The sequence below is a fragment of the Leptolyngbya sp. AS-A5 genome (assembly GCF_039962495.1).
In the GTDB taxonomy this organism is placed as follows: Bacteria; Cyanobacteriota; Cyanobacteriia; order Leptolyngbyales; family Leptolyngbyaceae; genus Leptolyngbya.
The window spans coordinates 185,410-209,714 of record NZ_JAMPLL010000007.1 but is presented as its reverse complement, the minus strand read 5'-3'; the positions used below and the strand labels follow the sequence as shown (position 1 = coordinate 209,714).

Sequence of the window (24,305 nt, the reverse complement as noted above, 5' to 3'; positions counted from 1 at the left end):
CCATGCTTCCTGCCAATCCGATCGCTTTCCACTTTATCAGCGTTGATACGGGCAGAGGTGCGTTCAATGGTGGTTGATAATTCAGTGATGAGGAAGTTTAAGTACTGCGGTAGCGAATCCTGCAAGATCAGCGAGTTGTGATGCAGGGAGGCGCTGATTTCAGTCCGTGCCCGCTCCTCCCATAGCTGCATGATGCGATCTGCATGTTGCTGAAGCCGCTCAGATGCCGGATTAATCATCAAATTTGCCTTTTATCGTCTTATCTAAGTGTCTACAATATTTAGATCTTATGTTAAGCAGAGTAACAACTCACTTTTCTAGTTGTCGATCAACTTCATCCCTACGCCAAGAGAAATATTTTTTGTACTATTCCAAAACAACCCTCAGATCCAGACCTGACGGTAAGAGAAGCGCGATCAACCATAGAAAAAACCGCCCAACTTTAACCATTTGGCTAGAGTTGGGCGATTTTTGATTCTGATGCGGATAGTGGGCAGGCTAGATATTGGGTGCAACTTCCCGGTAGTAAGTCGATCGCTCTCGACTCCACACAATGTGGAGAAATCCAGACGGCAAGCATTCTCACCGGATTAAAGGGAAAGAGACTGCTATTTTTTATCAGCGCTTCATCAACGTGATGTGTAATAAAAGTCTTGATGAATGCATATATAGGCTGAGGAGTATCGCTATTATCTTCAGCAGGCTCCTATTTCAAGAGTTATGTTGAAACCATTCATTCTCGGAAGCGCGATCGCTGTCTTATCATCTTTGTTTCTGCCTGCGACCGCTACTGATTGGCGAACGGTGGGAGTATCAAGTCGAACTCGCGAAACGGTGGCGATCGATATGGATTCAATCGATCGTGTATCTCGATATGATGTGCGGTTTCGGCATCTGATTGGCAAAGATTTGGTGCAAGCTTCGGTCATTGTGATTCATCGCTAGCGACTCCGAATATTGGTAAGCCGTTCATGCCTAATATGACGGGCGCGACTCGCGAGATGATTAAAATCGCTTGTGGCAATCAGAGCGCTCCTGCTCGATATGATCGCGGGTATGGAAATGCAGATTTTTCATCAACTGAATACACGATTGATGACGAGACGATTCGTATGTTTAGGCTGCTGTGGCACACTATGGATAAATGGGATGCTGAATTCGACTTTAGCGATCACGATGTCACGTTCTATCTTTCCAGCTATTGCAAGATTCGTAGCGACGGGCAAAACTCAATCGGCTTCATCGCTGCTTTCACAAGAAATATCCAAAACAAGTATCCAGGAAACCGAATAGCTGGAGAAACGGCACTGAGGCTCGGATCCACAATCTCCACGATCGGAGATAAATATGTTTGTCCTGAGTTCGATCGGAATGAGAATTAGATTGGATTGCAAGGAAGAGTGCGATTGCATTTGTGATTTGTACAAAGCGTGGGAAAGTCCAACTTCAACAGTTCTCAACGGATTGAGAACTGTTGAAGTTGACCGACCGCGGTCGTATTGATTGGTTGAATTCTTTAAGAATTGAGGGCGGTATGAGCCTCACTTTCCGATAACTTCCTGACTCATAACATCGACACGCGAACACTAAAATCATTGCCACGCGAAGCTTCGAGCCATCGTCGATCTGTTGAGGGCGCTGCAACTTCACTTAAAGTTGCAGCGCCCCCATCGCACTACTGAATTTCGTGGATGTAGTTGTGGTTTGAGCCGCAGGTGAAACTGTGCGGGAACCATGCCGAGGTGCGTGGAGACCCGTAACCGCTACCAGTGTCGTTCCTGTACTCGACAGCAGTGGAGGTAACTACAACGCCAGTAGCCGCGTTGTTCAGCGTTTGGCTTGACCAGTTCTCAGTCTCATTCGGGGTCAGGATTTTGTTAGCCAGCCCTTCAGTGTAGACTGTGTTGCCGCCGACTTTGTACAGAAATCTAAGCACTTTGATTGAAGCTCCCTTCTTGTTTATCACCCTCACGTTGGGTTGGCATTTGACCCCGGCTGCGGTGGCTGGCGACGTAGTGAGTGCGACCAGCACACGGCGATGGGTGGCGTTTTGGATCAGATTGGCTCTTGATTGCATATTGCGAATGATATCCATGAGTATCTGCTCCTTTTGGTACTAAATGTTGATGATTGAGTATTGACTTCAGGTGAGACAGCCTACCCAACAAGGGTTCCAGACGACAAAGGATTGAGCCTCGCTAGATATGTCCTGCCTTATGTTGCTACCCAATGATCTACACGGTGGGCTTCTGACCTTTATGCAGCGAAGTCAATGACCACATCCAAAATTTTGTTCCGCAACTTACACCCTCCCCGGAGAAACAATTGCATCGGCTCAGAAGTTAGAACTCAAGATACTATCGAATTGAGATACCTCTTATGCAAACTTGCTCCTGTATCTCGCTCTCCGGTGGTCAAGGTAAGACAACTAGCATTTTTTCACAGCGCTCTTATTGGCTCAACAAGGGAAGAAAGTTTTAGCGATTAATACGCACGTTCACAATTATCCATTCTTGAATTCCCCAGGTATAGATGCTTGTAGAACAAAGTTGTGATTGATGCCGCGATCGCCTCGCGAAACTCCCCTTTCTTCCTGTGCATCACGAAACTCACGAAACTCCGCTTTTTTTATGCAAGAGTTTGAAAAATATTTGTCATGATTAGTTTGAATGCAACCAGTGATGAAAAATGGAATTGCTGCAACAGTTGGATAAGCTGATGGATGTTTCACACCGCAATCGTGCTGCCAGCCGAGCCAAATCAGCACAAGGATTTACAGCCACGCTGCCAAAAATCGTTACAGATCCAGCGCTGGGCTTTGGGCTTTCGGTTGTGATGAGATCCCCTGAAGAATCATCAGAGTTGACGACAGAATTTGTCCAAGCTTGGCGCGATCGTATTCGAGCAATTGAATCAGACTTTCCAGGTGAAGCGGTGAAAGCATTGACCTGCCAGCTTGCCTTAATGGAATCAATTACGCAGGAATTGAGCAATTTAGCTTTTGCCTTACTTGAAGATATCGATCGCGCAGAAACGTTGTTTTCATTGATGTTTCGAGCGCAGGAATCCTGTAGAAAGCTGATTCTAGCGATCGATACGATCAAAAATCCCAAGAAGCCAACGCAGTTCATCAAGAGTTATGTCGATAAGCAACTGAACCAATTAGGGGGAATTCATGCCGCGATGGAGCAACGAACCGATAGAACGCGAATTGCAGAAAGCCAAGCAGCGTCACTGGATGCAACAGAATCGCCCCTGGTTGAAATCGACGGGCGCGAAGTCTGAGCAAGGGAAACAGCGCGTCAGTAAAAATCGACTGCGACACGGAAAACAGAGCCAGCTTGTTATCGAAATGCAGAGGTTAATAAATGAGGTCGATCGACTCAGCCGAAAGATCCTTGAGCAGTCAGGCACTTCGCACGATGGTTTATGAATTGGGTCAAAAGATTGAGACGGGTGATCATCGCGATCCAAAAATGATCACAGCCGTTGCTGAAGCCGTTGGAATCATGGCGCTGCTCTGGTTTGCCTTAGAACTACAAAAATGAGATCGTTAACTGAGCGATCGCTTCTACCATCTGCAACTCGGCTCGAATCTCCTTAATTACTTCCCTGGTTCCTTTAACTTGTCCACCATCATTGAGACCTGCTGAAATTTGAACATTGCGCCCTTCAGACTTGAGCGATTCTGCCAGCGATTCACACCTGCTGAAAAAGCGCCTTTTTAGCACGACACCGACCCGCTGCTCTCGCTTCAGCCAAGACCAGAAAAAGCTGATACGAACAAACGCTGTACACTGTGATCGATGTCAACTGCTTTGGGCATCCTGAAAATATTCACGTTTTCAGATGGCCCTTCCTCTAGTTGATTAGCTAGGGGATTTTATTGAGGGATGAAGGTGACCAATACATAAAAAAGAAGGCTCGCGACACCTTCCTGTCATCATGACGTATAACTATCCTTTTGTCTCATACCATTAACGAAGTTCGCTCCTCCAGAAAGCGTCGCTGAGTCACAGCAAAGTAGAGCTTCTTTAAGGCTTGGAGAGCCTTGTGCCCGAATCGAGAAGCGGGCTGTGTTTACCCTTCCAAAGTCCGTGCAATACACTCACGTCTACACCCCCAGCACGGTTCATCGCATTCACCTGCTGTAGCGCTCGGTACAAACTCAAGCAGAGCGTTTGATCGTATTGCTCACTTGCGTAGCGCAGCGCTAGATCAGACACAGCTAACCCTTGCTTGAAGCTTCTCAGCGTTTTAATTACCATGGTCAGTTTTGCAATTTCGTGCTCCCCGGAAAGCGAGATGGCATTCACAATCTGCTCCAACAGGGCATCGGAAATCTTTGAGTTGTTCTGCTGTTTGGACATGAGACAGTTTTAGTACTCACGGTTCCTGAGATCGAGGCTTCTCTATGCTTGAATTAAAGCTTGGGCTATCACAAGATATTTTGCATCAGCTTTTTAGTATTTCACAAATATGAGAGTCGATACAGTAGTCCACAGCACATCTTCCATAAGCAGGGGCGGAATTGCTGACCGAGTATGAGCATACTGGTGCAGTGGTTTTTGCCATTAAGTCTGAAGCACCCAGGCTGCAAACAAGGCTGTTGCCCTACCCTGCCCTTCGCCGAACGCTTGCCGCTTGCCGCTCGTATCAAGCTCAGCCCAGCCCGTGCAAGGATTGATGCCGAGCAAGTATTGCTCCTGAGAGCAGCAGAAAATGACTGAAATCCACGCTTTATCAACTTTGCACTGAGCTCATGGTCTTGATCACGGCAATCAAGACCAAAGCTGGCAAGCTGAAGGAACAATTGGTTTTGATAATGAATGCCATCACAAACGCGATCGTAGAACCAGAACTTAAACAACTGGCAGTCCGATTCATTAGCGGGGAGCATCTTTGTCATGACTGGAGTAGACCTAGGAAGTGAGAGATTGCAGGTGAAGGATGAGATCTACAATTCACTGTGGCATAAATAATTGTCTCTGTGTGTATAAAACACTGCAAACTGCTCAGAATTAGTCTAGTTGCAGAAAAATCACGATAATTTAGCTAAGTGTGTGCCTTACACATCAACGAGCACCTCGCATTTCTCTCAGCGATTGCACGGAGAGGAAGGCGTGAGCAAGACGGCACGCGCCACCTTCATAGCGTGTCCTGTCACTCTGTTCAACCGCTTTTGCTTTTTCCTATGATGCCTGTGTTCGATGGGTTGTGACTCTTATTCCTGAGGTAAGCTCACTCCGTCGCTGGGTGCAATCTGGTTAGACAAGCCATGTAATCGTGCTCCATTTTGGACACACTAGCCTCTTTCTTATCCCCAATGACAATAAAAGAGAAAGCGAATGCTCTGTACTACGAAGTGCTCGGTTCGATGCTGCACTCTGAACCTCGGAAGGCTTCACTGGGCCGAAAGCAGCACTCACATATCAATCAGGAGCTAGACCAAAGCCTCCCATTCAAGTCCTTCAGTCAGGTCTTTTTCGTTGCTTCAAACTCAAATGTTTTTTACGAGAAGATAATAAAGATTCTCGGCACTGCGATTGCTGAGCCATGCGGCAGGAAATTCTAGCTCAAGCGCTCCCCAGGAAGTGAACGGTCTTATTCCGTGCAACCTGAAGCGACTCAAACTTGAAAGGAATGTGAGGCATGGGGTTCGCAATAGACAAATCGTCCCAGGAGGAAATCGATCTCAGTGCTATCGAGCAAATCAAGCTGGAACTGCTCTTGCAGTTTCAGCAACAGTCTTTTAGTGTGCCGGATCTTCAGCGTCACTATCCTGGAGAATCGCGGCTGTTTTTACTGGATGACAGCATTGCCGTCAGAGCCATTCACATCAACTTGGTGTACGCGCTGCTCGAACTCCATCAGCAGAATCAACTCAGAATCGTTGATCGGAGTCCTGTCCGCTTTTGCATCGAGCCTTGACCAAATGGAGAAGACAAGCCGCGATCGATTAACTAGGCATCCTAGAAACAGCTTCAGATGGGCATCAATCACATTGCATGATCTACCAGGCATTTCTTCGTGTATTTGAATATGACTTATACACGAAATGGAGGTAAGTTTTTACGCCGTAAAAAGGGATTTGTAGATGCAGGGCTTGTAAGGTGTATGGGGAATTCCATAGATCTTGAGATGCCGCAATGCTTAACGAAGTTGCATGATCGTCGGTCGCCGCTGCTCTAGGGTCACTTCCAAATATCGAGAGAATTCATTCAAGGATTCGTGTCCAGAATTTGTGCGATCGTTTTAACCGGCACTCCCTTGTTGTGTAGTGACGTAACCAGCGATCGATAAGTTGAGCGGATGAACTCGATCGCACAAATTCTGGACTAGACACAATTTTGCTTAGTCCAGCCCTTCCAAATCAGGCTTGCCCCTGGAATGGGTGATACATAAGGGCTTGACGGATTTATGGTTTCTAGAGTTGTGTAGATTCCCAATGAACTTCTACGTGCCGCAGAAGTTCAATCAAATCAATAAAACTCAGGATATACGCCTGATAATAATTTAAGTCATTATCTAACTCATCTCAAAAATGGCTGGACTAAAAATGGTGTATTTGGACTAAGTGACGATCAATTTTTGCACTGGACGATCGAGACATCTTGCAGGATGAGGGCAAATGTACCCATTAAATAGAGTTATCAATGCTCTCTCTTCGAGCCTCGATTTAGACGATTAGGAAGCATGAGCTATGACTCATGCATTAAGGGAATCAATATTCTTTTATCGGCACTTCATCAAGGGTGTAGAGTAGCGCAAAGTTTTTATAAACTACGTCACCGTACTGAGGTTGACAGCTATATTCTCAGCACGTTTACCCCTTGAGAGTTCATGCTAACGAAAGAAGCGATCGCGCAAGTCCTAAAAATTAATCCAGAAAACATCGAGAAGTTTGGAATTAATCAAAAATGTGTACAAGTTTGGTTGAAAGATTCACCGGAAGTATTGTCTGTTAGTTTTGAAAAACTGGGATTAGACCAGAAAAAGCTGATTTCTACCGAGCCATTCGTGGTAATTGCTGTGGTTCTTTTGTTGGGACTGGTGTGGAACGCGATCGCAAATTATAAACCTGCTTCTTATGATGCTGCTGCCGAAGCTGAAAAGTGCGTTAAAGCCAATATGAGCGGCGGAGAGCGTGTTACTCATGAAGATATGGCGCATATTGAAAGGAACTGCGGTCGGTTTCTTCGGTAATGACAGGAACTTGCTAGTTACGAATAGTAGGCACCAAATTAAGCGACTTACAGAGAGATTAAGGGTAATAACTGTTTGGCTTAATCAAAACACCGATCGCGCTATCTGAAACCACTGCATTCGGAGGCGTAGAGAACTTTTTCTTCACCGCTCGGCGTAATCTGAACGCACCATTTCCCGCCCGCCTGCCACAGTCGAAATTCATCAGACATCCGAGCGATCGCATAGCTGAGGGGGATTATACCGATCGCGATGACGAGAATCATTTGGGAGATACGATCGCGCCTGATATGCTATTGAGAGCGCCACTGGAATTTATTCATCGCTATCTAAAAAGGGAATGTTTTAAGGATTCCCCTCTTTAAGGGACGCTTGCGCCTGCAATCGACTTTAAGGGTTATAGCTGAGCGATCGCGCTCATTCTCAAACAAAAAATCCTGCCAGATTGACGGGATGACAACAAAAAATTGAGCTGTTGAGTGTTCCCAAATGGGTGGGCGAGTGATCGTCTGAGCAATTAGGCTGCAACCGCTGACTTGGAAAGAAATTTACGCAGTTTAGCGATGCCAGAACTGATCTAGTTGGGATAAGTTCGCAAGGATGGTTGCTGCACATTGGAGATGCTTATTATCATCGCGATGAAATGACGGAAATGCCTCGCTGTCCACTTGGGCTGTCGATTCTACAACGGCTTGGAGATGTGGATTCTTTTGTTCGTCGCCGCAATCAAGAACGCCTACGGCAAGTGAAGCAGGCGCAGGGAGAGACAATTCATATCTTTTGTGCTCATGATTCCATTGAATGGGAGCAATGCCGAGACTACAGCAATTCTCAAATTAATCCGCTCCCTTGCTGTAGTCTCGGTACACCTAACGATACTCAGTCAAGCATGTTCTTAGAGCCAGAGTGACACGTTTGGCGAACTCAATTATCCAGGAGACTCAAGGGTTGAGTTGGCACCAAACTGGGTAGACCCGCATCGATGTCTCCCTCTTGATGAGCGGGTGCAGCACTGGGAAGGCGATGAAAATCTGGATTGTGGGGGTCAATTTTCTGGGACAGCATTGCAATCCATTGAGCGTTGGTCTTTGTCCGGAAAGTATGCAACTCGTAAGGTTCAATCAGAATCTGCTCTCCTTTCGTCGCGAAGAAGGTGGTGCGCTCTCCAGACTGTAACGACTCAATGCTGATCTCGATTTCACCCGAGATGATAAAGAAAAGCTCATAGGTATACTGATGGTAGTGGTTGCCGCGCACTTTGTTCGCTAATGTTTCCACATAGTTCACCTCAGCACAAGGCTGATCTAGCGCAGTCCAAAAACAGCCACGATGATCTAAATTCATGGCTTGAGACAAGAACCTTTTCATTCAATCTTCCTCACACACCGGGGGCTAGGTCACGGAATCCAACAAAATATTAAGCAATGATAAAGTATTATCACCATTTGCAATGTAGTGTGGATCACTGTTTCCTCTCTCTGTAATTTTTGTTGTGCCTTAAAAGCGGGTTTTGTTGGAGGATGGGAAAAATAGGGTTGCTGTCGCTTGTCCCTCAGTGTGTTCATGTCCCACGCCTCCCCATTTCCCGCAAAGATTGATTTACATAATTTGCAGCGCAGTGAGAACAGCTCGATCGAGCCTCCCTTGAAGCAAATCTTGGAAACAGGACCTGGTGTGATTTTCCAATTGCTTTCGCATTCTGATGGGTCAATTACCCTTCCCTTTATCAGTCCAAACTGCATCCTAGTGTTCGAGCGCCCATTTACTGAAATTCAAGCCAATGTCTCACAGTGGCTCGCTCAGATTGAAGCGGACGATCAGGCGACATTTCACAGGACGCTCACCGGAGCGACCCAAACACACCAGTTATGGCAATGGCAAGGACGATGGCGGTTGGCATCTGGACAGATTCAGCTCATTCAACTGATTGCCACCTCAGACTCACTAACCGCTTTAGGACAGCTTTGGAATGGCATTCTGTTTGTGCAACCGCCTGTCACCGGTCAGGATGAACCACAGTCTTTGCAGCTTGCTCAAGCTCACTCAAGGGAACCTGTACTGTCCTGTCAGACCATAGAACAACCAGCGCAGTTGCTGCAAACAGTGATCGACGAAACGCAAGATTGGATTTTTGTCAAAGACCAGCAGTTTCGCTATCTCTTGGTGAACCAAAGCTATGCCACCGCCATCGGACAGACCGTCCAAGACATGCTTGGAAAAGATGATCTGGAATTAGGCTTTCCTGTGGATCTCGTCCTCGGTAATCCAGACCAGGGCATTCGCGGGTTTCGGACGGACGATCAGGCTGCGCTTGCAGGACAAAGAATTCATAATTCCTACGACCCAGCAACCGCAGCGGATGGCACCACTCGTATTTTTGATACACAGAAAATTCCTCTATCTGCCGAGGGTGAGGTTTTCGCAGTGCTGGGCTTTTGTCACGATGTCACTGAGCGCATCACGATCGAAGAGAAGTTGAAACAGCAAACCGCTCAGCTAGAACAAGCCCTCCGCAATCTCCAAAGCAGTCAAACACAACTGATCCAGAGTGAAAAAATGTCGAGCCTGGGACAGCTAGTAGCAGGCATTGCTCATGAAATTAATAACCCTGTCTCTTTCATTCACGGCAATCTCACTTATTTACATGATTATGTCACTGAGATTCTGACCCTCTTGAACCTCTATCAACTTCATCATCCATTCCCACACCCCGCTGTTCAACGCCACTTGCAGGCGACCGATTTTGAATTTATTCATTCCGATCTCCCCAATCTCCTTAACTCAATGGAGATTGGAACCACTCGCATTCGCGAAATCGTCCTGTCGCTACGCAACTTCTCTCGGCTCGATGAAGCCGATTTCAAAGCGGTCGATTTGCATGAAGGACTCGAAAGCACACTCCTGATTCTGCAACATCGCTTGAAACCCTCGCCTCAGCGTCCTGAAATTCTCATCGTGCGAGACTATGCTGCACTGCCTCAAATTGAATGTCGTGCAGGTCAAATCAATCAGGTCTTTATGAGTCTCTTGAGCAATGCGATCGATGCACTCGAAGCTACCGCCCAGCCGCGAATCACCATCCGAACTTCCGTGGTGGATGACTGGGTAGAGATTGCAATCGCGGATAACGGCATGGGCGTGCCGGAACCGATTCAGCAACGGATTTTTGATCCCTTCTTCACGACGAAACCTGTGGGCAAAGGCACAGGCATGGGCATGTCGATTAGCTACCAAATCATCGTCGAAAAGCACCATGGTAAACTCTACTGCCACTCAACTCCCGGTCAGGGTGCTGAATTTGTCGTTGAGCTGCCGATTCGCCAGTCAGGTGTGCGTCAATGAGGCGGGCAGAACGTCGGTTAGCGCATCAGAGAGTCATGGTTCGAACGGCAGTTGAATGATTTTGCATTGTGCATTCGCGTGAAAAGCGCTGTAGATTCAGGACTCGATCTCATTCCCGCAAACTGAATCCACCAACGGAACCGCTCCCAATAAGGGCGGTTTTTTATGGACACTTTGATTGTGGTCGAGCTGCAAACCCAATTAACCCCCCTTCAAATCGAATTGCGCGATTGCGAGCTCAGAGTTCCCAGATTGAGTGCGATCGCTTTAGAGTTCGTCTAACGATCGCTTTAATTCTTCTAACTCTGCATCAATATCAGCGACTGAGGAAGAATGAGTCTTAATCGAGTTCTGCGAAGCGCCAAAATTTACATTTGTTGCTTTCAATTCTGAATCGTCAACACTAACAGATTTAGAATCAACAGTTCCACCAAGATCAAGAATTGCTTGCTCTAGTGTTGCTAGAGAGCGCTTCAGGCTTGAAATCGTAGTTCCATACTCGTGCCGCAATGCGCCACTCATTGAATTTTTAGCCGTAGTCTCTAAATCCACTATTTGACGACGAAGCGAATCCGCCTGCTGTTCTAATTCTCTAGTCTGCAAGTTCACATTATGACTCGGCTGAGACCGACGGCTATTCACCTCAGCCCGCGCAATTCGACTAATGCGATCGAACATTCCCATACCAAGTCACCTCCAATTTGGACTTCGACTCTAGTGTGTGTGAGAACCGGAGTATAAGCGTTCTAGTTAAAAGTCAGCTTTTCACACACAGCAAAAACAGCGGTACCAGTTTCGGTACTCATAACCTTCCAGGGGAATCTCACCCCGTTAAAAGCTGTGAATACGGTGTTGATCCGCAGTCCCCGTTATTCGGTTGTAATCGGGTTCTAGGGCAGATTTAGGGCAGTCCTGAATGCTGTAGACTAGAACCGATGGATGACCTGGGGCTCGAACCCAGAACCAGCGGATTAAGAGTCCGATGCTCTACCATTGAGCTAGTCATCCGACAAATCTTCTACCATCATATCAGAACTGCTCACATCGAGATCGGATATGGAGAAATGGTTGTCGATCGTTGGAATTGGCGATGATGGAATAGACGGGGTTGCCTCAATCGCTCGATCGCGGATTAAGCAAGCTGAAATTCTGGTCGGCGGCGATCGTCACTTGGCAATGCTGCCTGCTGATTCGCGCCCTAGAATTCGATGGACTTCTCCGATCGAAGATTCAATTCAAAAGCTGTTGAGCTATCGGGGGCGATCGGTGTGTGTATTAGCTAGCGGCGATCCGATGTGTTACGGCATTGGTGCAACTTTGGTTCGTCGCATTGCGATCGATGAAATGATTATTATTCCTGCGCCTTCGGCATTCAGTCTGGCTTGTTCTCGCTTGGGTTGGTCGATGTCTGAAGTCGAAACCCTGAGTCTTTGTGGTCGCGATCCAGTGTTACTAAATGCGGTGCTGTATTCGAGGGCGCGAATTTTAGTGTTAAGCGCCGATCGTCAAACGCCTGGAATTGTGGCTCAAATCTTGCGTGATCGTGGCTTAGCGGAAAGTTCAATAATCGTGCTAGAGCATTTGGGTGGAACACAAGAACGCATTCTTGCAAGTACCGCTGCTGATTGGGAGCATACCGATATTGCAGATCTCAACACGATCGCGATCACTTGCTCAAATGCGCCTCTCCCTCCTCGCGTCCCAGGACTGCCCGATGCTGCTTATCAACATGATGGACAGTTAACTAAGCGCGAAATCCGATCCGTTACCCTTTCGACGCTTGCACCGCTACCCGGACAGTTGCTTTGGGATGTGGGGGCTGGCTGTGGCTCAATTGCGATCGAATGGATGAGATCTGATCGCCGATGTCAAGCGATCGCGATTGAATCGAACGCCGATCGCTTAAAGTTAATCGCTCAAAATGCCAATACGCTCGGTGTTCCCAATCTCAAAATCGTTGCGGGAAAAGCACCAATCGCGCTTCAGAATCTTCCTCAACCGGACACCATTTTTATCGGTGGCGGATTGACCACACCGGATGTCGTTGAAACCTGCTGGCGATCGCTGCGTTCGGGTGGGCGACTGGTTGCGAATGCTGTCACAGTTGAAACCGAAGCACAATTGTTTCAGTGGCAAAGTCAAATTGGGGGAGAACTTAGCCGAATTGCTGTTCAGAGAGCAGAACCGATCGGAAAGTTCTTAGGCTGGAAAGCAATGTCACCGATTACGCAATGGTCTGTGAGCAAAGCTGTTGATTGATCCACAACAATGCAGCATCAACATCAGAAACAGAGGCTCCCTCTGGCGTCGTTGGACGCTGCACCATCACAACAGGTAGTTCTAACTCACGAGCTGCAATTAACTTAGAAACGGTTGCGTCACCGCCGCTATTTTTACTGACAATGGCTTGAATGTTATAACTCTGCATCCACGATCGCTCTTGTGCAACTGAAAACGGTGGACGCGCTAACAAAACCTCTCCCGGTGGAATTGGCGTTCCTGCAACGGGAGGATCAATCATTCGCATCAGAAACCATAGCTGTGTGAGATGGGCAAATGTTGCGAGTTCCTGTCGCCCGATCGTCAAAAAAATTCGCTTTGCAATCTCCGGTAACAGACCTGCTGCGGCTTCATTGCTTTCGACTTCGATCCAATGGGGTTCAGTTTCCCAGACAGGACGCACGATCGCTAATCTTGGAATCGAAGCGCGATCGACGGCGGTTGCCGCATTCCACGAAATTTGAGCCGCAAACGGATGCGTGGCATCAATTAGTAAATCAATCTGCTGGTCTTGCAGATAGTGAAACAATCCTACTGCGCCCCCGAACCCCCCAATCCGCAGGTCTCCCAAAGGATGATGTGGCTGTTGAGTGCGTCCAGCCAGTGAAGAAATCACATCTAAATTGGGAAGTTCTGAGGCTTTTGCTGCCAATTGTGTTGCTTCTGTTGTGCCACCGAGAATGAGCAATCGTTTTTTCACTGATCAAAGTCCAGTCTTCTGTTGATATTATCGCGCAGTCATTGAGACAATGAACATCACTGAAATTAACATCGACTATGAACGCACACTCTCCGATCTGGCGACCTTTCACGCAGATGAAAACCACCCCTGAACCGTTAAAAGTGAAGCGGGGCGACGGAGTTTGGCTAGAACTTGAAGACGATCGACGCATTCTTGATTGTATTTCTAGCTGGTGGGTAACTATTCATGGTCATAGTCATCCTGCTTTGGCTGAAGCGCTTTATCAACAGGCTCAACAGCTAGAGCATGTGATTTTTGCTGGATTCACGCATGATCCGGCTGAGCGATTGGCGCGTAATCTATTAGCTCACTTACCGTCTGAGCTAACGCGAGTTTTCTTTTCTGATAATGGTTCAACTTCGGTAGAAGTAGCGCTGAAAATGGCATATCAATACTGGTGCAACCTTGGAGAACAACGCAGCACATTTATTACCTTTGAGGGGGGCTACCACGGGGACACGATCGGTGCCATGTCGATCGGTTCTGGTTCAACTTGGTGGCAGCCATTCCGCGATTTGATGTTCGAGACTGCGTTAGTTCCGTTTCCGGCAACTTATCGAGGGGATTCAACTATCGAGCGCAAAGAAGCAGAAGTTTTAGAGACGATCGAACAATTACTCAAACAACAAAACATCATTGGCATTTTCATCGAGCCTCTGATTCAGGGGGCGGGTGGAATGCGAATGTGTCGCCCTCAATTTTTACAAGCACTGAGGACATTAGCAGATCAGTTTAATGTGTTGCTCATCTATGATGAAGTTATGACGGGGTTTGGGCGGACGGGTAAACTGTTTGCCTGCGTGAAATCTGCTGCAACCCCTGACATTATTTGCTTATCCAAAGGTCTATCCGGTGGATGTCTACCGCTTTCAGTGACGATCGCAAACGAAGCGATTTATCAAGCCTTCTATCAAGATGATCCCACTCAAGCGTTTTATCACGGACATTCTTACACCGGAAATCCCCTCGCTTGTGCAACCGGAGTCGTCTCCCTAGAATTACTGACACAAAATCCGAATGCGTATAAACGCTTAGAAGACCTGCATTGGAAATTTCTCGATCGCTATCTGCTGGCTCATCCGCGCTTAAAGCAGTTCCGCGTCTGCGGTACGATCGCGGCAATGGAGATCAAGACCGACGACGAATCCGGCTACTTTAACGCGATCGCTCCCCTGCTGCGATCGAAATTCTTGGAAGCGGGATATCTGTTGCGTCCTCTCGGAGATACGCTCTACATCATGCCACCCTACTGCATTACAGCCGATGAACTCGAATCGATTTATGAGGTTATCGATCGCACTTTGTCAACCCTGTAGAATTTACGATTTCTTCACGTAACTTTTCTGGAACAACACAAAGAAGTCTAAGTAGAATCAGCGATACTGTAGCAAGAGAATGATTAGTGCTACCGAGTATTTACTGATTTCTAAGAACGATGAATAGCCTCGATGACACCGAATTAGTCAAGAAATTTGTTGAGGGTAAGATCTCATTTTTGGCAAATCAAAACTTGCGGATTGAGCCTGCATTTAACACCGAGCAACTCTTAGCCAGAAAAGGCGAACTGGTTGCGACTGCGAAACTCGTTGGGCAAATTCGTGCTGTTTTGGTACGGCAATCCACAGCCTATGAAGAACTCGTCAATCGCATCTTGATAGCTCAGCAATATATCCCAACTCGAATCAATCCGCAGGGACTGATCGAATACGAGCACTGCCCAATACCCGTAGGCTACGAAGCAAACTGCACTGAATTTCGCCAACTCTGGAAAGCTTGGCGCGTTCACTACAGCACAGAGCCAAAAATTCCCTTGCTGATGCATGAGGGCAAGAAGTGGCTGCCAGTGGAGAAGATCACCTTTGGCAAAGAGAGGTTTTTCATCCAGGTGCCTGGTGATGAAAAGATGGTGAAGATTGACGATCGGATTATCTGGCTCAGTCCTGTCGAATCAACAGCCCCGGTCTTAGAACCTTCGCTCAAAAATCATCAGGATTAAGTAAGCCCTAACGCCCTCAATTTTTCTGCAAGTTGCTGCGCTTTTCAGCGTTCTTGTTCTAAGCCACGCTCAGCACTTTCCGCTCTTGATCTTTCTTGCTCTGCTCTCGATCTTTCCGCTTCTAATTCCTGCTCCACTTGTTCTGCTCTCTGCCGCTCTAATTCTGCTCGTCTGCGTTCTTGCTTTGAACGCTTTTCGCGATCGTGCCGTCTAATAGGAACAGCATTCACTACACTAATAAGCACGAGGGTTCAACGTTGGTTTCGGACTGAGGCAGGGGAAATGGCATCTGTGAAACAGTGGATGAAAGTTAGACCAAAGCTTCCGAAGTGGGTGGTGTGGCTACTGACAGCAGGCATCCTGGGAACCGGAGGCTATTTTGCCTATAACCAGTACACGGCATCGCAGCGGCAGGATGCCAGACGACGCGTGCAAACGGTGACGGTCGATCGCGTTGATACCGCCATTACAATTTCGGCCAATGGAACCGTGCAGCCTGCCCAATCGGTAAATGTGAGTCCAAAAAGCTCTGGGGTGCTAAAACAGTTGCTGGTGAAAGAGGGCGACCGAGTCGTCACAGGTCAGGTTCTAGCACGGATGGATGACTCGAACCTACAAGGACAATTGCTTCAAGCTCAGGCGCAAATTGCTAATACTCAAGCAAATTTGAATAAGCTTGAATCTGGCAATCGTCCGCAAGAAATTGCCCAAGCCCAAGCGCAGCTCACGGCGGCTGAAGCGAACTTAGATAAGCTGATTGCAGGCAACCGTCCGCAGGAAATTGCTCAGGCTCGATCGCAGCTCACGGCGGCTGAAGCAAGCTTACAGCAAGCTCAGTTGAACTTTAACCAGAATCAGCGATTGTTTAGCTCTGGGGCATTGTCTCAGCGCGAATTTGATACGTCTCAAACGGCTCTTGCAACTGCCCGCGCTCAGGTTGAACAAGCCAAGCAAGCCGTCAATCTTCAGCAAACCGGAACTCGTCCAGAGGAAATTGCGGCGGCTCGCGCTCAAGTTGAACAGTTGAGACAAGCTTTGAGCTTACAGCAGGCAGGGAGTCGATCGGAGGATATTGCCGCGGCTCGCGCTCAGGTCTTGAGTGCTCAAGGACAACTCAAAACCGTTCAAACTCAAATCAATGACACGATTATTCGCGCTCCGTTTAGCGGTGTGATTACGCGCAAGTTTGCTGATCCGGGTTCGTTTGTGACTCCAACCACTTCGAGTAGTGCGGTTTCGTCTGCGACTTCTTCTTCAATTTTGGCGTTAGCGGCGACGAATCAAGTTGTGGCGAAAGTGCCAGAAACGAGCATTTCTCGGATCAAAGTGGGGCAGCGAGTGACGATCGATGCCGATGCTTTTCCGGGCAAATCTTTTACCGGAACGGTGGTGCAAGTTGCGAATCAATCCACGGTCGATCAGAATGTGACCAACTTTGAAGTGAAAACCTCGATCGACGATCGACAAAACAACTTGCAGGCTGGAATGAATGTGAATGCGAAATTTAATGTCGGTCAGATTGAGAATGCTTTAGTCGTTCCAACGGTTGCGATCGTGCGGCAAGCCGAAGGAACGGGCGTTTTGCTTTCTGGTCGGGAGCAGGGAAGACCCCGATTTCAGCGAATTACAACGGGTGCAACCGTGGATGATAAAACCATTGTGGAAGCAGGGCTGAAAGAGGGCGATCGCGTATTGATTAGCTTTCCGCAAGGTGAGCGACCGCAATCGAGAACGCCTTCGGTCTTTCCGGGTGCGCCAGGCGGTGGCGGCGGATCTCAAGGTGGCGGTAGACGCAGCGGAGGTCAATGATATGGGAAAGTTTGCAGAGATTCGATCGAATCCCGTATCCCTGCTGGAAATCTTTACGATGGCAGTGGAAGCACTCTGGAGCAATCGATTACGCACCAGTTTAACCATGCTCGGCGTGATTATTGGAATCGCTTCGGTGATTACAGTCACTTCAGTTGGGCAAGGGGTACAGAAAGCGACAGAACAGCAGATTCAAGCCCTGGGAACGAATGTGATGCTGGTGCTTTCAGGCGTGGCACGATCGGGTGGAATTAGCCAAGGAGCCGGATCAGCAAGCACCCTGACGCTCGAAGATGCTCAAGCAGCGGGGCGGCAGGTTCCAGCAGCAGAAGGAGTAACGGCGTTTTTACAGCGCGGTGGACAGGTTGTTTACAACGATCAGAATGATTCGACTTCAATTTTAGGGATTGATCTCAATTATTCCGATGTGAAAGAGATCAAGCCGCAAGAGGGGCGATTTTTTACTCAGGACGATATGCAGAATGAAAATTCTGTTGTGGTGCTGGGAAGCGCAGTTCGCGATAGTTTATTCTCCCCAGGAGAAGCCGCGATCGGTGCAAATATCCGCATTCAAAACGGTCGCTATACCGTAATAGGTGTGGCAGAGTCGAAAGGATCAGTAGGTGGACAAGATCAAGACGATCGTGTGTATATTCCCCTGACGAATATGTCTTCGCGAATTGTGGGAAATAACTCGCTAAATGGTCGTGCGATTAGTGGGTTTTGGGTGAAAGCGAAAGATCAAGAACAACTTGAAGCGGCACAGTTTCAAGTGACGAATCTACTCAGAATTCGTCACAATATCTATCCACCGAAACCGGATGACTTTCGTATTAGCAATCAGGTAGATATTATCAATACGTTTAGTAGTGTTGTAGGACTGTTCACAATATTAGTGAGCGCGATCGCAGGTATTTCCCTGGTGGTTGGCGGCATCGGAATTGCGAACATTATGTTAGTGTCTGTGGTCGAACGCACTCGCGAGATTGGAATTAGAAAAGCGATCGGTGCAACGAATAGCGCTGTGTTAAGCCAATTTCTCACGGAGGCAATTTTAGTTTCGATGCTGGGGGGTGCGATCGGGGTGGCTGCGGGGTTGGGATTAGCATTCGCAGCATCCAACCTGTTTAGCTTCCCGTTTATTGTTTCGGGATTTGCGATCGCATCAGGATTAACGCTTGCCTTGGTTGTTGGGTTGATTGCAGGCGTGATTCCGGCTCGGAATGCAGCCAAACTTGATCCGATCGCAGCACTACGGAGTGATTGAACAGGAGTGACTGAACAATGGCAACGATGATTTGGATGGAAGACATCATTAAGACTTACCGTTTAGGTGATATTGATGTTCCTGTTCTCAAAGGCATTAATCTTTCCATTGAGGAAGGTGAGTATGTTGCGATTATGGGAATGTCTGGATCGGGTAAGTCAACTTTGATGAACATTATCGGGTGTCTCGATCGTCCTTCGGAGGGTCATTATGTACTGGAAGGTCGGAACTTAACTACACTCGATAATGATGAACTCGCTTTTATTCGCAATCAACGCATCGGTTTTGTATTTCAGCAATTCAATCTATTGAATCGATCGACAGCGTTAGAGAATGTGATGTTACCAATGGTGTATGCAGGCGTTCCGCGATCGCAAAGAAAAGAACGCGCCGCAGAAGCACTGACTCGCGTTGGACTTGCAGAGCGGTTAGGAAATCGCCCGAACCAGCTTTCAGGGGGACAACAGCAGCGAGTTGCGATCGCTCGTGCTTTGGTCAATCGTCCAGCGTTGGTGTTAGCGGATGAGCCGACAGGTGCGTTAGATACACAAACTTCAACCGAGGTGATGAGTTTATTAACCGAGTTGAATCAGCAAGGAATTACGATCGTGATTGTGACCCATGAACCCGATGTTGCAGCGCAAACTCAACGAGTCATTCATGTTAAGGATGGATTAGTAGTCGATCGTTAAAATTCTTCTAATTTGTCGTTGTCTCTACCATCGAATGCTCATCGATCGCGTTCAGCTTGAAGATGCTGGAGATACTCCATTGTTAGTCCCGTGACTTCCGAGATCGTCTCTAGGGGAAGATTTTTTTGTAGCATTCTAAACGCGATCGCTTCCACCGCTTCTTGCTGCCCTTCTTGCTTACTTCGCTCTTGAGTTTGTCGCTCCCATTCTAAGAACGCTTCTGAAAATGCCATGATCGCCTCCGAATCGCAGAAGTTTACCAGTTCACCTAAATCAATTCTAATCTTCCAGTTTGTCAGCAATCGTAAGATAGTATTTCGTCGATGGTGATCAGGCGGTAGCGCCAATACTTCTCGGATTGCTCTTTCCTGAGTTCTGTCACGCCCCAAAACTCTGAGCCATAAAGTGTCCTCAGTTTCAGGAAGTTGATCAATTGCAACAATAGCACTCTTAAAGATGCCTGACAGGAAGTATACTCCGGGCATCCAGTCAGCTTTGACTCTGCCTTCTGCTTCCTCTAACAATGGCTTCGAGGTTGTCGCTGCCAGAATCCACAGACAAGGTAAAGCCTCTTCTGGAAGCTCATCGAGTTTAGCTTTGCGCCGTTCATCTTCTTGTATCCAAACCAACTTCATGACTGATACTCTCACCTCAGTTCGAGTTGGAACATTGCGATATGGCTCGAACAGGCAAGGCTGTTGTACCATTCGTCGTAAAAGTCCCAAATCTTCGGTTTGAGTTGCATCTGGGTTGGGAACAAACCAAACATCGACAAATTTAGACTCACCTGGAATTTCATACTGTCGTTGTACTGTACCAATCGGAGCAAGAAATTCCTCTAAATATTGTTTAGCGAGCTGATCAAAGGGGTTTTGAGTCACACGATCGAATTTAGAGTTGTCAGAGCGATTGTATTATACGGTTTCGGTCTCGCTTTTCCCTTTGCCACAGATCCCGTAGTCTAGAGATTGCCGATCGCACAAGGAAGCCTTCACATGACCACTAGAACTGAAACAGACAGCATGGGCGCGATCGCTGTACCAAACGATCGCTACTGGGGCGCACAAACGCAACGCTCTTTGATGTATTTCGCGATCGGACAAGATAGGATGCCGACCGAGTTGATTCGGGCATTTGGAATTCTGAAAAAGGCAGCGGCGATCGTCAATCAAGATTTAGGAAAGCTCCCACCCAAAAAAGCCCAATTGATCATTCAAGCTGCGAACGAAGTGATCGAAGGAAAGCTAAACGATCATTTTCCGTTATCTGTATGGCAGACAGGAAGCGGAACACAGACCAATATGAACGCAAATGAGGTAATTTCAAATCGTGCGATCGATCTCGCTGGCGGTGTTTTAGGCAGCAAAGAGCCGATTCATCCAAATGATCACGTCAATATGTCGCAATCGTCGAATGATACGTTTCCCACAGCGATGCACATTGCAGCAGCAGAAGCGATTCATCAGCGATTGTTACCGATGATAAAAAAGTTGCGGGATGCGTTGCAGGAAAAATCAGCCGAGTTTGAAACCATTATCAAAATTGGGCGGACTCATTTGATGGATGCAGTTCCGTTAACATTGGGACAAGAATTTTCGGGCTATGTGGCACAGCTAGATCAAGCGATCGTTCGCATTGAAGCAACATTGCCGGGATTGTATGAGTTAGCGATCGGCGGAACCGCAGTTGGAACCGGAATTAACACACACCCCGAATTTGCAGAACGCTCAGCGAGTGAAATCGCGAAGTTAACCGAATTGCCCTTTGTCAGTGCGCCGGATAAATTTGCAGCATTAGCAGCGCATGAAGCGATCGTCTTTACCAGTGGCGCGATCAAAACACTAGCTTGCGCCTTGATGAAGATTGCGAATGATTTGCGCTGGATGGGATCAGGCCCGCGATGTGGACTTGGAGAATTAGTCTTACCCGCGAATGAACCGGGATCATCAATCATGCCGGGAAAAGTCAATCCAACTCAGTGTGAAGCCATGACAATGGTGTGTGTGCAAGTGATGGGAAACGATAGCGCGATCGGCATTGCTGCCAGTCAAGGGAACTTTGAACTGAATGTGTTCAAGCCTGTGTTAATTCATAACTTGATCCATTCGATTCGCATTCTCTCAGATGCTTGTGCTTCATTCACCGATCATATGGTTGCAGGCATTCAACCGAATCGCGATCGTATTACCCAATTTCTCGAAAATTCATTGATGCTAGTTACTGCGCTGAATCCGAAGATTGGATACGATCGGGCTGCGAAAGTTGCATACAAAGCTTATCAAGAGAATTCAACCTTACGGCAAGCTTGCATTGAGCTAGGCTTTTTAACGGGAGAAGAATTCGATCAAATCGTGCGACCGGAGCACATGATTTATCCGAGCTAAACCAGCGTCAAAAATTAGACGTAGGAGTGAGGCGCGAATTGATTCAATCCGAATAATCTAAAAATATTCAGGGCGCGAGTGCTTCTGAAGTTTCGGCTTTCGCTACGTTGTCCTTACTCCGGAACCTAAACCAATGGATGCAGCTAGAACCCCGCTTCGACGAATCGATTATCTTTTGCGTAAGGCTGATTATGTCAATTGGCATCGTCAGCAGAGTAATCAGCAAATTTTGCGATCGCAGCAAGGGTTTGGCGAGGTAGAGTCATCGCGTCCCAAATCGTGTCGCGGTTGTGCGAATTATCACGGGATTGCATACGGGTACAGCCGCGAAAAGCGCACCCCTTTGATTTGCGGATTTCATCCGTTCGGCTGGGAGGATTCAAATTGTCCTGACTGGCAAGGCAAAAAGGATTAAGCCTGAAGAAAGTCAAAAAGTTGATGCGCCAGTTCTAGTTTGCTACAGGTTGGAAGGGTGAGTTGGCGACCGGAGCGATCGATCAACACCGCCTGATTCGTATCACTTCCAAACCCGCTATTGGGTTGATCAACGGGATTGGCGACGATCGCGTCTAAGTTTTTGCGCTTGAGTTTGTCGATCGCAGGCGTAACATAATCTCCAGTCTGCGCTGCAAATCCGATCAAAGTTTGATGCGGTTTCTTTAGGGTTGACAATTCAGCAACGATATCAGGAATTGAAACCAGATCTAACGATTTTGGTAACTGGTTTTTCGGAAGTTTGGTATCGCTATGGAGATCAGATCGTACATCACCGACCGCAGCAGACATCACAATATAATCAGCAACGCTAAAATGATCTTTCATCGCCTGCTGCATTTCAGCAGAACTGGTGACAGGAACTAAGCGAACATTGCGGAGCGGAGCAAGGAGATGCGAGTCGATCGGAGCATGAACCAGGGTGACTTGTGCGCCGCGATGTAGAGCAGCTTGCGCGATCGCCACGCCCATTTTCCCGGTTGAGGGATTACCAATAAACCGCACTGGATCAAAATGTTCTCGCGTTCCACCTGCGCTGATTAAAACGCGCTTTCCGGCTAAGTCTCGTTTTCCTTTCGTGTGTAATAGCGATCGGATCTGTACAAGTAATTCTTCCGGTTCTGCCATGCGTCCAGTCCCGACGCGATCGCACGCTAAAATTCCCGCACTTGGATCAGCCGAATGGTAACGAGGATCAATTAGCAATTCGCGCCAGTTGCGTTGGGTCGATCGTTGCTCCCACATATCGGTATTCATTGCAAGGGCTAACAATACCGGGCAAATTGAAGCGAGTACCGTGTTGGTTAATAAATTATCTGCCAGTCCGTAAGTTAATTTTGCTAAGGTGTTCGCCGTTAGGGGAGCGATCACAAACAGATCAGCCCATTCACCAAGTTCGATATGCAGTGGACGATCGTTTGAAGCATCCCAAAACGTGCGATCGACATAAGCGGGATGACGGCTCAGTGTTGCAAACGTCAATGGTGAAACGAACGCTTGAGCCGAATCGGTGAGAATGACTCGGACTTCAATCCCTTCTTTTGCCAATGCCGAAACTACATTGCACACTTTATAAGCTGCAATCCCGCCTGTGATACCAAATAAAACTCGCTGACTGGGCATCACGACTCATCAAACGCTTCTAAATCCAGTAGATAAAGATACGGTTCGACTAATTCTGGACGTTGAAACGCGATCGCTCTGAGTAAATGCCAGTCTTTCAGCCCTTCAAACGCATCGGTGTAATCATCTTGCTCTAAGCGCGTCGCCAGTTCTGCGATATCTGTTTCGGTCAATGCGGACACATCTAGTTGTCCCGAACGAAATGCAGTCATCATACTAACCTCCCGCTAGTTTCCCCGTAAGTTCAAATTCTACTTCAGAAGACGGAGGCGATTAACAGAATAAAATGTTCGTTTACGATCGGTTGATTTAGATCGACTAATCACTCTAATACTCACGCCAAAGCTTTCTGCACAAACGCATAAACTTCGTTTAGAACAAGCGGCGAAATTTCGTGCCCCATATCGAACTCGCGATATTCAATCGACGCATTCAATCGCTCTAAATTCGCCTTCGCTCGATGGGCAGCAGCGATCGGAACAACCTGATCCTGCCGACCATGCACCATCAGAATCGGTGAAATTTTTTCACCAGGATTCAATGCTCCGTGTTGATAGCCACTTAGAACCATTAATCCAGCTAACGGTAACGACAATCCCACCTCTAAAGTCATTGCGCCACCTTGAGAAAAACCGCCAAGAATCGTGCGAGATAAAGGAATTCCAGACTGCGCTTCGAGCGAGTTCAGCCAGTCGATCAAAGCTTTTCGGCTCGTTTGTAAGTCTGATCGTTGCGTGAAATCAGCTTGAAAGTTGGCATACGAGAGGTCATACCACATTTTTCCCTGAGTGCTGTAGGGATGCGGGAACGGCGCATCAGGAATGAAAAACTGAATATCCGGTAACTCCAAAAGTGAGCAGAGAAATGCAACATCTTGAGCATTCGAGCCCCAGCCGTGCAGGATGACGATCGAGCCTTTGGGAGTGCCAGATTTTGCGGGAATTGCGATCGCGTTCAGTGCCATAGAATT

The 24,305-nt window shown here is 47.6% G+C and carries 30 protein-coding genes and 1 tRNA gene; 17 read left to right on the top strand and 14 right to left on the bottom strand.

The features are described from left to right. Positions 1 to 239 (bottom strand): hypothetical protein (locus tag NC980_RS11750; RefSeq protein ID WP_190376363.1); only part of this gene is annotated, 239 nt, incomplete at its 3' end. 481 nt (positions 240 to 720) lie between these two features. Here NC980_RS11750 and NC980_RS11745 point away from each other — a divergent pair. Next, positions 721 to 945 carry a hypothetical protein gene (locus tag NC980_RS11745; protein WP_190376362.1) on the top strand — a complete coding sequence of 75 codons (225 nt, stop codon included), beginning with the start codon at positions 721 to 723 and terminating at the stop codon, positions 943 to 945. 26 nt (positions 946 to 971) lie between these two features. Beyond that, complete coding sequence (locus tag NC980_RS11740; protein ID WP_190376361.1) at positions 972 to 1,382, top strand: hypothetical protein; 411 nt, start codon at positions 972 to 974, stop codon at positions 1,380 to 1,382. A gap of 293 nt (positions 1,383 to 1,675) precedes the next feature. On the opposite strand, the gene NC980_RS11735 is transcribed toward NC980_RS11740, so the two are convergent. Continuing rightward, positions 1,676 to 2,095: a hypothetical protein gene (locus NC980_RS11735; protein WP_190376360.1), complete on the bottom strand. Its 420-nt coding sequence runs from the start codon at positions 2,093 to 2,095 to the stop codon at positions 1,676 to 1,678. Between the two features lie 593 nt (positions 2,096 to 2,688). Here NC980_RS11735 and NC980_RS11730 point away from each other — a divergent pair. Both NC980_RS11730 and NC980_RS11725 read left to right on the top strand, forming a co-directional pair. Continuing rightward, positions 2,689 to 3,285 carry a hypothetical protein gene (locus NC980_RS11730; protein ID WP_190376359.1) on the top strand — a complete coding sequence of 199 codons (597 nt, stop codon included), beginning with the start codon at positions 2,689 to 2,691 and terminating at the stop codon, positions 3,283 to 3,285. A gap of 83 nt (positions 3,286 to 3,368) precedes the next feature. Then, the gene (locus tag NC980_RS11725; RefSeq protein WP_190376358.1) at positions 3,369 to 3,548 is read left to right on the top strand and encodes a hypothetical protein; all 180 of its coding nucleotides are present in this window, start codon (positions 3,369 to 3,371) and stop codon (positions 3,546 to 3,548) included. Here the strand turns inward: NC980_RS11725 and NC980_RS11720 are convergent. Both NC980_RS11720 and NC980_RS11715 read right to left on the bottom strand, forming a co-directional pair. Beyond that, entirely contained in the window at positions 3,537 to 3,731 is a 195-nt protein-coding gene (locus NC980_RS11720; RefSeq protein WP_190376357.1) for a hypothetical protein, read from the bottom strand. The genes NC980_RS11725 and NC980_RS11720 overlap by 12 nt on opposite strands. Before the next feature lie 303 nt (positions 3,732 to 4,034). Further along, a complete protein-coding gene (locus tag NC980_RS11715) occupies positions 4,035 to 4,370 on the bottom strand; it encodes a hypothetical protein (protein WP_190376356.1) in 336 nt (111 codons plus the stop codon). Positions 4,371 to 4,544: 174 nt separating this feature from the next. Between NC980_RS11715 and NC980_RS11710 the strand changes: the two genes are divergently transcribed. From NC980_RS11710 to NC980_RS11700, 3 genes are all read left to right on the top strand, one after another. Then, entirely contained in the window at positions 4,545 to 4,730 is a 186-nt protein-coding gene (locus NC980_RS11710; protein WP_190376355.1) for a hypothetical protein, read from the top strand. A 922-nt stretch (positions 4,731 to 5,652) separates the two neighbouring features. Beyond that, a complete protein-coding gene (locus NC980_RS11705) occupies positions 5,653 to 5,931 on the top strand; it encodes a hypothetical protein (protein WP_190376354.1) in 279 nt (92 codons plus the stop codon). A 912-nt stretch (positions 5,932 to 6,843) separates the two neighbouring features. Continuing rightward, the gene (locus tag NC980_RS11700) at positions 6,844 to 7,206 is read left to right on the top strand and encodes a hypothetical protein (protein WP_190376353.1); all 363 of its coding nucleotides are present in this window, start codon (positions 6,844 to 6,846) and stop codon (positions 7,204 to 7,206) included. 101 nt (positions 7,207 to 7,307) lie between these two features. Here NC980_RS11700 and NC980_RS11695 read toward each other — a convergent pair whose 3' ends face one another. After that, the gene (locus tag NC980_RS11695) at positions 7,308 to 7,472 is read right to left on the bottom strand and encodes a hypothetical protein (RefSeq protein WP_190376352.1); all 165 of its coding nucleotides are present in this window, start codon (positions 7,470 to 7,472) and stop codon (positions 7,308 to 7,310) included. Positions 7,473 to 7,858: 386 nt separating this feature from the next. Between NC980_RS11695 and NC980_RS11690 the strand changes: the two genes are divergently transcribed. Further along, positions 7,859 to 8,116 carry a hypothetical protein gene (locus NC980_RS11690; RefSeq protein ID WP_348253926.1) on the top strand — a complete coding sequence of 86 codons (258 nt, stop codon included), beginning with the start codon at positions 7,859 to 7,861 and terminating at the stop codon, positions 8,114 to 8,116. 14 nt (positions 8,117 to 8,130) lie between these two features. On the opposite strand, the gene NC980_RS11685 is transcribed toward NC980_RS11690, so the two are convergent. Further along, positions 8,131 to 8,574: a cupin domain-containing protein gene (locus NC980_RS11685; RefSeq protein ID WP_348253925.1), complete on the bottom strand. Its 444-nt coding sequence runs from the start codon at positions 8,572 to 8,574 to the stop codon at positions 8,131 to 8,133. Between the two features lie 195 nt (positions 8,575 to 8,769). On the opposite strand from NC980_RS11685, the gene NC980_RS11680 reads away from it, so the two are divergent. Continuing rightward, positions 8,770 to 10,548, top strand: coding sequence for an ATP-binding protein (locus NC980_RS11680; RefSeq protein ID WP_190376349.1), 1,779 nt, complete (start codon positions 8,770 to 8,772; stop codon positions 10,546 to 10,548). 267 nt (positions 10,549 to 10,815) lie between these two features. Here NC980_RS11680 and NC980_RS11675 read toward each other — a convergent pair whose 3' ends face one another. Beyond that, on the bottom strand, positions 10,816 to 11,232 hold the full coding sequence (locus tag NC980_RS11675; protein ID WP_190376348.1) for a hypothetical protein: 417 nt from the start codon (positions 11,230 to 11,232) through the stop codon (positions 10,816 to 10,818). 252 nt (positions 11,233 to 11,484) lie between these two features. Next, positions 11,485 to 11,556, bottom strand: a tRNA-Lys gene (locus NC980_RS11670). A 48-nt stretch (positions 11,557 to 11,604) separates the two neighbouring features. Here NC980_RS11670 and cbiE point away from each other — a divergent pair. Beyond that, on the top strand, positions 11,605 to 12,807 hold the full coding sequence (gene cbiE / locus NC980_RS11665; protein WP_190376347.1) for a precorrin-6y C5,15-methyltransferase (decarboxylating) subunit CbiE: 1,203 nt from the start codon (positions 11,605 to 11,607) through the stop codon (positions 12,805 to 12,807). Here cbiE and NC980_RS11660 read toward each other — a convergent pair. Then, the gene (locus NC980_RS11660; RefSeq protein WP_190376346.1) at positions 12,773 to 13,528 is read right to left on the bottom strand and encodes a cobalt-precorrin-6A reductase; all 756 of its coding nucleotides are present in this window, start codon (positions 13,526 to 13,528) and stop codon (positions 12,773 to 12,775) included. The genes cbiE and NC980_RS11660 overlap by 35 nt on opposite strands. A 77-nt stretch (positions 13,529 to 13,605) precedes the next feature. Between NC980_RS11660 and bioA the strand changes: the two genes are divergently transcribed. Together bioA and NC980_RS11650 are read left to right on the top strand one after the other, a co-directional pair. Further along, positions 13,606 to 14,886, top strand: coding sequence for an adenosylmethionine--8-amino-7-oxononanoate transaminase (gene bioA / locus NC980_RS11655; RefSeq protein WP_190376345.1), 1,281 nt, complete (start codon positions 13,606 to 13,608; stop codon positions 14,884 to 14,886). 119 nt (positions 14,887 to 15,005) lie between these two features. Beyond that, complete coding sequence (locus NC980_RS11650) at positions 15,006 to 15,566, top strand: hypothetical protein (RefSeq protein ID WP_190376344.1); 561 nt, start codon at positions 15,006 to 15,008, stop codon at positions 15,564 to 15,566. A 44-nt stretch (positions 15,567 to 15,610) separates the two neighbouring features. Here the strand turns inward: NC980_RS11650 and NC980_RS11645 are convergent, their stop codons facing one another. Further along, a complete protein-coding gene (locus tag NC980_RS11645; RefSeq protein ID WP_190376343.1) occupies positions 15,611 to 15,811 on the bottom strand; it encodes a hypothetical protein in 201 nt (66 codons plus the stop codon). Between the two features lie 37 nt (positions 15,812 to 15,848). On the opposite strand from NC980_RS11645, the gene NC980_RS11640 reads away from it, so the two are divergent. Genes NC980_RS11640 through NC980_RS11630 form a run of 3 tightly spaced genes read left to right on the top strand, consistent with a single transcriptional unit; the run spans position 15,849 to position 19,334 of the window. Next, complete coding sequence (locus tag NC980_RS11640; protein WP_199298462.1) at positions 15,849 to 17,375, top strand: efflux RND transporter periplasmic adaptor subunit; 1,527 nt, start codon at positions 15,849 to 15,851, stop codon at positions 17,373 to 17,375. 1 nt (position 17,376) lies between these two features. Then, positions 17,377 to 18,642, top strand: a complete 1,266-nt coding sequence (locus NC980_RS11635) for an ABC transporter permease (RefSeq protein ID WP_190376342.1) — start codon at positions 17,377 to 17,379, stop codon at positions 18,640 to 18,642. A 17-nt stretch (positions 18,643 to 18,659) separates the two neighbouring features. Next, positions 18,660 to 19,334 carry an ABC transporter ATP-binding protein gene (locus tag NC980_RS11630; RefSeq protein ID WP_277881344.1) on the top strand — a complete coding sequence of 225 codons (675 nt, stop codon included), beginning with the start codon at positions 18,660 to 18,662 and terminating at the stop codon, positions 19,332 to 19,334. Positions 19,335 to 19,372: 38 nt separating this feature from the next. Here NC980_RS11630 and NC980_RS11625 read toward each other — a convergent pair whose 3' ends face one another. After that, positions 19,373 to 20,215, bottom strand: a complete 843-nt coding sequence (locus NC980_RS11625; protein WP_190376341.1) for a flagellar assembly protein H — start codon at positions 20,213 to 20,215, stop codon at positions 19,373 to 19,375. A gap of 114 nt (positions 20,216 to 20,329) precedes the next feature. Here NC980_RS11625 and fumC point away from each other — a divergent pair, with 114 nt between their 5' ends. After that, positions 20,330 to 21,718 carry a class II fumarate hydratase gene (fumC, locus tag NC980_RS11620; protein ID WP_190376340.1) on the top strand — a complete coding sequence of 463 codons (1,389 nt, stop codon included), beginning with the start codon at positions 20,330 to 20,332 and terminating at the stop codon, positions 21,716 to 21,718. A 133-nt stretch (positions 21,719 to 21,851) separates the two neighbouring features. Next, on the top strand, positions 21,852 to 22,133 hold the full coding sequence (locus NC980_RS11615; RefSeq protein WP_199298461.1) for a hypothetical protein: 282 nt from the start codon (positions 21,852 to 21,854) through the stop codon (positions 22,131 to 22,133). Here the strand turns inward: NC980_RS11615 and coaBC are convergent. The 3 genes from coaBC to NC980_RS11600 form a co-directional block, all read right to left on the bottom strand. Next, a complete protein-coding gene (gene coaBC / locus NC980_RS11610) occupies positions 22,130 to 23,335 on the bottom strand; it encodes a bifunctional phosphopantothenoylcysteine decarboxylase/phosphopantothenate--cysteine ligase CoaBC (RefSeq protein WP_190376339.1) in 1,206 nt (401 codons plus the stop codon). The genes NC980_RS11615 and coaBC overlap by 4 nt on opposite strands. After that, positions 23,335 to 23,547: a DUF2555 domain-containing protein gene (locus NC980_RS11605; protein ID WP_190376377.1), complete on the bottom strand. Its 213-nt coding sequence runs from the start codon at positions 23,545 to 23,547 to the stop codon at positions 23,335 to 23,337. The genes coaBC and NC980_RS11605 overlap by 1 nt, the downstream gene beginning before the upstream one ends. Positions 23,548 to 23,669: 122 nt before the next feature. Further along, the gene (locus NC980_RS11600) at positions 23,670 to 24,299 is read right to left on the bottom strand and encodes an alpha/beta hydrolase (RefSeq protein ID WP_190376338.1); all 630 of its coding nucleotides are present in this window, start codon (positions 24,297 to 24,299) and stop codon (positions 23,670 to 23,672) included. Between the last annotated feature and the right edge of the window lie 6 nt (positions 24,300 to 24,305).

What these genes read in the sequence shown, in the direction of transcription:
- NC980_RS11740 (WP_190376361.1), top strand. Translation starts at nt 972, where the DNA reads ATGCCTAATATGACGGGCGCGACTCGCGAGATGATTAAAATCGCTTGT.
- NC980_RS11640 (WP_199298462.1), top strand. Translation starts at nt 15,849, where the DNA reads ATGGCATCTGTGAAACAGTGGATGAAAGTTAGACCAAAGCTTCCGAAG.
- NC980_RS11710 (WP_190376355.1), top strand. Translation starts at nt 4,545, where the DNA reads ATGAGCATACTGGTGCAGTGGTTTTTGCCATTAAGTCTGAAGCACCCA.
- NC980_RS11675 (WP_190376348.1), bottom strand. Translation starts at nt 11,232, where the DNA reads ATGGGAATGTTCGATCGCATTAGTCGAATTGCGCGGGCTGAGGTGAAT.
- NC980_RS11635 (WP_190376342.1), top strand. Translation starts at nt 17,377, where the DNA reads ATGGGAAAGTTTGCAGAGATTCGATCGAATCCCGTATCCCTGCTGGAA.
- fumC (WP_190376340.1), top strand. Translation starts at nt 20,330, where the DNA reads ATGACCACTAGAACTGAAACAGACAGCATGGGCGCGATCGCTGTACCA.
- NC980_RS11735 (WP_190376360.1), bottom strand. Translation starts at nt 2,095, where the DNA reads ATGGATATCATTCGCAATATGCAATCAAGAGCCAATCTGATCCAAAAC.
- NC980_RS11650 (WP_190376344.1), top strand. Translation starts at nt 15,006, where the DNA reads ATGAATAGCCTCGATGACACCGAATTAGTCAAGAAATTTGTTGAGGGT.
- NC980_RS11685 (WP_348253925.1), bottom strand. Translation starts at nt 8,574, where the DNA reads ATGAAAAGGTTCTTGTCTCAAGCCATGAATTTAGATCATCGTGGCTGT.
- NC980_RS11745 (WP_190376362.1), top strand. Translation starts at nt 721, where the DNA reads ATGTTGAAACCATTCATTCTCGGAAGCGCGATCGCTGTCTTATCATCT.
- cbiE (WP_190376347.1), top strand. Translation starts at nt 11,605, where the DNA reads ATGGAGAAATGGTTGTCGATCGTTGGAATTGGCGATGATGGAATAGAC.
- coaBC (WP_190376339.1), bottom strand. Translation starts at nt 23,335, where the DNA reads ATGCCCAGTCAGCGAGTTTTATTTGGTATCACAGGCGGGATTGCAGCT.
- NC980_RS11600 (WP_190376338.1), bottom strand. Translation starts at nt 24,299, where the DNA reads ATGGCACTGAACGCGATCGCAATTCCCGCAAAATCTGGCACTCCCAAA.
- NC980_RS11725 (WP_190376358.1), top strand. Translation starts at nt 3,369, where the DNA reads ATGAGGTCGATCGACTCAGCCGAAAGATCCTTGAGCAGTCAGGCACTT.
- NC980_RS11605 (WP_190376377.1), bottom strand. Translation starts at nt 23,547, where the DNA reads ATGACTGCATTTCGTTCGGGACAACTAGATGTGTCCGCATTGACCGAA.
- NC980_RS11615 (WP_199298461.1), top strand. Translation starts at nt 21,852, where the DNA reads ATGGATGCAGCTAGAACCCCGCTTCGACGAATCGATTATCTTTTGCGT.
- NC980_RS11715 (WP_190376356.1), bottom strand. Translation starts at nt 4,370, where the DNA reads ATGTCCAAACAGCAGAACAACTCAAAGATTTCCGATGCCCTGTTGGAG.
- bioA (WP_190376345.1), top strand. Translation starts at nt 13,606, where the DNA reads ATGAACGCACACTCTCCGATCTGGCGACCTTTCACGCAGATGAAAACC.
- NC980_RS11630 (WP_277881344.1), top strand. Translation starts at nt 18,660, where the DNA reads ATGGCAACGATGATTTGGATGGAAGACATCATTAAGACTTACCGTTTA.
- NC980_RS11695 (WP_190376352.1), bottom strand. Translation starts at nt 7,472, where the DNA reads ATGATTCTCGTCATCGCGATCGGTATAATCCCCCTCAGCTATGCGATC.
- NC980_RS11705 (WP_190376354.1), top strand. Translation starts at nt 5,653, where the DNA reads ATGGGGTTCGCAATAGACAAATCGTCCCAGGAGGAAATCGATCTCAGT.
- NC980_RS11730 (WP_190376359.1), top strand. Translation starts at nt 2,689, where the DNA reads ATGGAATTGCTGCAACAGTTGGATAAGCTGATGGATGTTTCACACCGC.
- NC980_RS11690 (WP_348253926.1), top strand. Translation starts at nt 7,859, where the DNA reads ATGCCTCGCTGTCCACTTGGGCTGTCGATTCTACAACGGCTTGGAGAT.
- NC980_RS11700 (WP_190376353.1), top strand. Translation starts at nt 6,844, where the DNA reads ATGCTAACGAAAGAAGCGATCGCGCAAGTCCTAAAAATTAATCCAGAA.
- NC980_RS11680 (WP_190376349.1), top strand. Translation starts at nt 8,770, where the DNA reads ATGTCCCACGCCTCCCCATTTCCCGCAAAGATTGATTTACATAATTTG.